We start from the raw sequence: 6465 nt of genomic DNA on the forward strand, positions 1-6465 counted from the left end.
TGAGTCTACACCTAAAAGCTTTTCTTGCCCCCACCGTTTCGCTAGGCTCCGCCTAGCCCCACACCCTCGGTGGGGGCAGAAACCCCTTATGCTCTTCTCACTATTTTTTGATCTCTACCCACAATTACAGAAAGGAGCGGAAATTGTGAATCTAAAAATAAGAGATATAGATCCAGTTGCCTTAAAGAAAATAGATGAAATCGCAAAAAGGAAAGGAGTATCCAGGCAAAAATTTTTGAAAGCTCAAATTGAAATGTTGGCATTTTTTCAGCAACAAAATAAAAGGGAAATGGAATTAGAAAATCTCATTGAAAAGAACATCCATATGATGAGTGATTGTTATAGCGCAATGGAAAAAATGAATGAGTTTGTTCAAATGATGATGCAGGATGTTGAAGATGAATAATGCTGTTCCTGTTCAGTCTTCCGTCACACCAGGTGTTGTTTTAAAAACAAAATTTGTGTTGCCAAGTTCCGATGCGTTTCAGAACTATATTGATTATGTAGATCGGGAGGAAGCGAAAAGTGAAGTGAAGCTGAATCCGAAAATGTTCGAAACGTATCAAGACTACATGGGGAATTCAGAAAAGACATCAGCACTATTTACGGAACACGCAAATCGTTTAACAGAAAGCGAAAAAAAGTCCTTAAAGGAAATGTTTAAAACCGCTCATGAGAATGGAAGTATCATGTGGCAAGATGTCATTTCTTTTCATAATCCCTGGTTAGAGAAACAAGGAATTTATGATGAGAAAACAAAAACATTGGATGAAAAAAAGTTAATGGATGTAACACGGCTTGCGATGAAGGAAATGCAAAAAAGAGAGGGTTTGGAAAAAAGCTCTATCTGGTCAGCAGCCATTCATTTTAATACAGATAATATTCATATTCATGTCGCAACTGTTGAACCATTTCCAACGAGAGAACGTGGTAAAAGAAAACCAAAAACATTAGATGCGATGAAGGGTAAAGTCGTAAATAATCTGTTAGATCGTAAGCAGGAGCAAAAACAAATTAATGATCTGATTCGAAACAATATGGTGGGAAGTAAAAAAGAGGATTCTGTTTTTGATTGGCGCAATCAACATCTGAAACCGTTGTTTTTACAAATCTATAAACAGTTACCAAGTGATAAAAGACAGTGGCAATATAGCTACAATACAATTCAGCCATTAAAGCCGGAAATTGATGAATTAAGCAGTCGATATATCCAACATAATCATAAAAAAGATTACGACCAGTTTCTCCAAAAGTTAGATAAAGAAGTGAAAGTTTTTAAAGAAGCATATGGGGAAGGCAAGTATGATAAGAAGCAATATGAAAATTATAAAACGAATAAAATCAGTGACCTGTATAAACGAATGGGGAACGCCTTTTTACAAGAAATGAAGGCATATGATAAAGAACAAAAAAGAATCCATCACATGAAAAAATCAAAGCCGTTTCAAAAATTTCAACAGAATGTATCTATTCAGTATTCTATGAGGAAAGTGGAACGTGCTTTTAAAAGTGAATATGAAAGTTGGAAGAACCAAAAGTACTACGAACGTATGCAAAAAGAAAGTGCATATCAAAATGAGAGGGGTTATTAAATGAAAGAATTTCGCATGCAAATTACATTGGATGAGGAAACAGATACGTATATTAAAGACTACATGGAAGAACACAATATAAGATATAACGGTGAAGCAATTGTTAGGATTTGTAGAGAACATCAAACATCAAAAAATACAGAATGGTCATTGAATTATATTTCCGAAATTGTATCAAAGAATCTACACGATGTGTTGAAAAGTGAACTAACAAAAATTCGTCTTGGTGCAAATAGTGCAGATAGAAATACGCAAATTTTAATTGAGTTATTAAATGGTTATTTCTTTTTAGAGGGCGTAGATAGCCTTATTACGACTGATAAACAAGAGATGGGAAGTGTGAAGATAGCAAAAGAAGTCGTAGCGGAACGGATTAGTAATGCAAGACAAAAACGTTTAGATCATGAGGCAGCAAAGAACAATGTAACGTAAGCTACATTGTTTCTTTTTATAAAAAAACAGGAGGTTATTTAGATGTTATTATTTCGTGAAGATATCGCATTAGGAGTCATTAAAGAAATTGGAGAAGATGAAATTGTGTTACTTGTAAAAGATGAAGAACTAACAATTAAAATTACAAGAGAACAAGTGAGAGAACTAGCAATCCATGTCATGAATCAAGAAAATATGTTAGTTCCGGTAAATGTAAAAACTCATGAGCTTTTCTTTGATACAGCTGAGAGATGGAATGAAGAAGAAATGGAGGAATTGCAAAGAGCGAGTGAAAGAGTAGGAGAAGATCATGAGTAAAAGTTATAAGAAAAAGTATCAAACGAAATCTCCGGAAGAAAAGAAAGAAGCGGTGCAAGCTTTAACAAAAAAGATGGAAAAAAGCATAGAAGGCTATTTTCGTACACCAGGAGATTTGAAAGAGTATTTAACGTTTATGGCAAAGTTTTATCACTATTCACCATCTAACATTTCATTAATACAGAGTCAATTCGAGGGAGCCAGGGCAGTGGGTTCCTTTTCTTTTTGGAAAGAAAAAGGATTTCCGGTTAAGAAGGGTGAGAAAGGAATCCAGATCCTTGTTCCAAACCGAACTGTAGCAAAATTTAAAGACAAAGAAGGCACTTGGAAAACAGTAACTAAAGCAAGTGAGGAAGAGAAAAAACAAATCGAATCTAAAAGCGTAGAAGTGATACCTGGTCGCTTATATTTTGCTGTCGGTCATGTGTTTGATGTGTCCCAAACGAACGCAAAAGCGGAAGATCTTCCTCATATTTTTCCGAATCGTTGGCTAGAAGGAAGTATAACAGATTACAAGAGTTTATACAGAGGGATGGAAGCTGTTGCGGAAAAAAACGGTGTGAAAATTATTGCGCCAAAAGCAGAGCTGGGAGTCGCAAAAGGTGTGAGTTATACCTTAACAAAAGAGGTTGCCTTGAATCCACGAAACAGTGAATTACAAAATGTAAAAACTCTTCTTCATGAATTGGCACACGCTAAACTTCATACAGCAGAGACACATATGAATTACACAGCACCAGAAAAAGAGTTTCAAGCAGAAATGACAGCTTATGCCGTTTCTTCTTATTTTGGGATTGATACAAGCGAATATTCCTTAGGGTATTTAGCAAGCTGGACACAAGGAAAAGAAATGAAAGATAAAACGAAATTATTGAAAGAAGTACATGAAACGTCGATTGAATTTATTGAAACAATTGAAAATACGTTAGAAAAGGAAAAAGAAAAAACAAATGAAAAGGGAGTAGATAATATGCCAAAACAAGTGTCCGAACATGAAAAAGACAATTTTGAAATTTTAACAGGGATTCAACAAAATGCACAGCGCAATATTAATGAAAAGTTAGGGTTGAATTTTGAAAGACAGTGGGAAAACTACGAAATTCAATTATCAGAAGATGGACGGATAATTGAAGGGATTCATCCTAATATGCGATTAACTGTAGGGGAAATGCATGCAATTGTTAATCAATATGGGACTGAAACAGAGAAACAAAGTATAGATAAAATTACAAAGGATTTGGAGTTTTTTCACGAAATGGATGAGTATGAATATCCGGAGTTGGTAAATAAAGAAGTATTAAAAACTCCAATTGCGAAAGTTACTTCTAACTCAAGAGGAGATATGAACGTAGAGTGCCTTTCTGGGCGTATAGAAGATAAACGTGGATTATTTAAATTTGATAATGCTATAAATCAAACGGTGAATCAGATCAATCATTTTATTTCAGAATCACATAACGATATTATGACAACTAGAAATGAAAAACAGGATGAAAAAAATATTTTGTTGGTCGAATATATGAGTTTAAGTAACACGGCACAAGAGCTTGTTTCCGTTACAGAATTAAGGGAACAAGCAGATAGAAATCGAGCGTTTGAACCTGTAGAAGGTGCAGGGAAATTGAGTGATAAAGAATTTATTGATGCATTTAACGAAGCAAATCAAGAAAAGTATGCAGCACTAAATCAGAATGAAATTAATCGTCCAACTATGTTAGTTCAATGGAGCGACAATGAAACTTTTAAGAATAATCAACTGATTCCATTTGGAGAAGCCAATGAAAAAATGGCTGAAGTTATTTCAAGTATTGAAAAAGCAAGAGAAGAAGCTAAAGAAAGAGGTCAAACCATCCCTTACGATCAAGCTCGTTATCATATTGCCATTCCAAAAGAAGTAGATAGGGATTTTGGGAGAATGGAGCTTGTGAGTATGGATCGCATGAATATGGGTGATGGGGACTACAAAACGCCATATGAACAAGTATTAAACGAGAAAAGGTATCTATCGGATGAAGTGAAACAAGCGTTACGAGATGAGGTAGTGAATTATAGAAATAATAAAGAAATACCGATGGAGAAAACACACGAAAATACATTAGAAAGCTTGAAAGATGCACCTACTCATTTAGTTACAATTGAAGTGTTGGCGAAGGATATGCAAGATGAAGAAGTTGCAAGAATCCACATGATGGATGGCGTTACGAAAGATATTAATTATTTATCGGTATGGAACGGAGATAAAACAAATCCAGAAGATTTATATGTTTCCTTAATGGAGAAAAATGGAGAACGAGAAAATGTCTATTTGGATAATATTTTGAAACCAGATTTATATGAAAAAGTTCAAAATTCTATTTTTGATGGAAGAGGAAATTTATCATTTGTCATTCATGAAAAGGATGCAAATATGAGTCTAAATGAAATCGTAAAAGATGAACGGTATGGACTCTTAGTTGATAAAGCGGAGGAACAAAAAGATCACTCATTTAATGAAAAAGAAGTGGAACTGTATAAAGAAATGAAGAAGGATGGATATGCACCTATTGCCTCTTTAGATCAACAAAATCAGCCTTTAAAAGAAAAGGAGCCAACTACGTTAGATAAGGATTTAAGCCGAAAATTTGAAGCGTACAGACGTTCACAATATGAAGAAACACCAGATGATATTGATAGTATTGTCACTCGTGTAAAAGCTGAAGAGCGATATTATACAACAAAGTATGTTTCCATTGATAATGAGCTGGTAAGCCAGGAACACGTTGTGAAATTAGAGAACCAGGTGAATGAGAAGCTTGGAAAAGAAGGAATAACGGTGAATCAGTCTACAACTTCAAAGGAAATGGATATAGATAAAAAATTTCAGCCATTAAACGGAAAACAAACGAATCATAAAGAAAAAGACAAGGAACCAGAGCCAGGTAAAGTAGACCAGTCAAAGGCTACAAAGAAATCAAGTAGAAAAAAAGAAACAATGGAAATGGAACGATGAAAAATTTTATAAATGGAACATCAGATTAAATCATTTTTTGTTACTCAATTGAGAAACAAAAAATGATTTTTTTATGAATAGTCGTTAAAAAATAAATCGAGGTGATTAAATTGACGGATAATAAAAATACGTTTCTTGAAGAACATGCAGCATATATAGAAGAGAATAAAAAACAAAATAATAAAATTGCGTACTATTACGATTTTAATTGGCATGGTTTTACCTATAATAATACAAAGTCAGATTATGGATTTGGTGTAGATATTAAATTTAACACATTTAATTTTGAAGAGGATAGTATCGGTGGCGTAACTGAATATCTTTCTGTAAAAATTGATTTACAAGAGGGGAAATTAATTCTTGAAATTGATAATAATCTCCTATTTGAAAATGTTGAAGTTATTAAGTTTTTTATTGATGATACAAACAGTAAATTCTATAAGCATTTAAGTGTTGAAGAAGGAGAAACACTTATTAAAGAGTATTGCCGACAAGCTAAAGCAAATGAAATACCTTACATTGAGTTGACTGGTTCAGCAATAGCCTTTTCATATGTTGATTAATTACTAAACAATTTTATTATTTCTACACAAGAGGGCAAATTTAAAAGCCCTCTTTCTTGTTTATAGAACGAAAGGAGCGAATGCCATGAATGTATGGCTGTTTGCGGGCTGTATGTTCCTTGTAGCTGTTTTTTTGAACACGTTGTTATTATTTGGTCAAAGAATGATGAAAAAGCGGAGAAATAAGAAATGGAAGCGTGAAACTAAAATTGTAGATTAATAGGAGGTATTACGTATGGGAAAAACATTGTTTATTGCTGAAAAACAGAAGGTAGCTGTTGAATTATTAAAATCACCTAGATTTAGAAACTCACAAAAGAATTCGGGAAGTATGCCGTATTATGGCTACTATGAAAATCAGAATTACATTATTAGTTGGTGCCGAGGGCATTTATTAGAGTTAAAACATCCTGAAGAGATGGATTTAAAGTATAAAGTGTTTAAATTTGAGCATTTACCTTTAATTTATCAGCCAGTTTATAAAGTAATTCAAGAATACGCTGAACAACTACAAACACTTGTTAAACTGTTGCAGCGTCATGACGTTGACCACGTGGTCAACATTTGTGAC

General features: G+C 33.8%; 7 protein-coding genes and 1 pseudogene. All 8 read left to right on the top strand.

The window, feature by feature from the left end; all coding sequences use genetic code 11:
- Positions 1–145 precede the first annotated feature (145 nt).
- The gene (locus tag JFT89_RS13685) at positions 146–406 is read left to right on the top strand and encodes a hypothetical protein (protein WP_201040214.1); all 261 of its coding nucleotides are present in this window, start codon (positions 146–148) and stop codon (positions 404–406) included.
- Positions 399–1592: a MobP2 family relaxase gene (mobP2, locus tag JFT89_RS13690; RefSeq protein WP_201040215.1), complete on the top strand. Its 1194-nt coding sequence runs from the start codon at positions 399–401 to the stop codon at positions 1590–1592. The genes JFT89_RS13685 and mobP2 overlap by 8 nt, the downstream gene beginning before the upstream one ends.
- The gene (locus tag JFT89_RS13695) at positions 1593–2024 is read left to right on the top strand and encodes a hypothetical protein (protein WP_201040216.1); all 432 of its coding nucleotides are present in this window, start codon (positions 1593–1595) and stop codon (positions 2022–2024) included.
- A 42-nt stretch (positions 2025–2066) separates the two neighbouring features.
- Entirely contained in the window at positions 2067–2342 is a 276-nt protein-coding gene (locus tag JFT89_RS13700) for a hypothetical protein (RefSeq protein WP_002204214.1), read from the top strand.
- On the top strand, positions 2335–5331 hold the full coding sequence (locus tag JFT89_RS13705) for an LPD25 domain-containing protein (protein ID WP_201040217.1): 2997 nt from the start codon (positions 2335–2337) through the stop codon (positions 5329–5331). The genes JFT89_RS13700 and JFT89_RS13705 overlap by 8 nt, the downstream gene beginning before the upstream one ends.
- A gap of 110 nt (positions 5332–5441) precedes the next feature.
- Positions 5442–5894, top strand: coding sequence for a hypothetical protein (locus JFT89_RS13710; protein WP_242488401.1), 453 nt, complete (start codon positions 5442–5444; stop codon positions 5892–5894).
- Between the two features lie 85 nt (positions 5895–5979).
- The gene (locus JFT89_RS30500) at positions 5980–6114 is read left to right on the top strand and encodes a hypothetical protein (protein ID WP_274606663.1); all 135 of its coding nucleotides are present in this window, start codon (positions 5980–5982) and stop codon (positions 6112–6114) included.
- 15 nt (positions 6115–6129) lie between these two features.
- Positions 6130–6465 (top strand): annotated as a pseudogene (locus tag JFT89_RS13715) (toprim domain-containing protein); the annotation flags it as partial.

Source organism: Bacillus sp. TH25, assembly GCF_016650935.1.
In the GTDB taxonomy this organism is placed as follows: domain Bacteria; phylum Bacillota; class Bacilli; order Bacillales; family Bacillaceae_G; genus Bacillus_A; species Bacillus_A mycoides.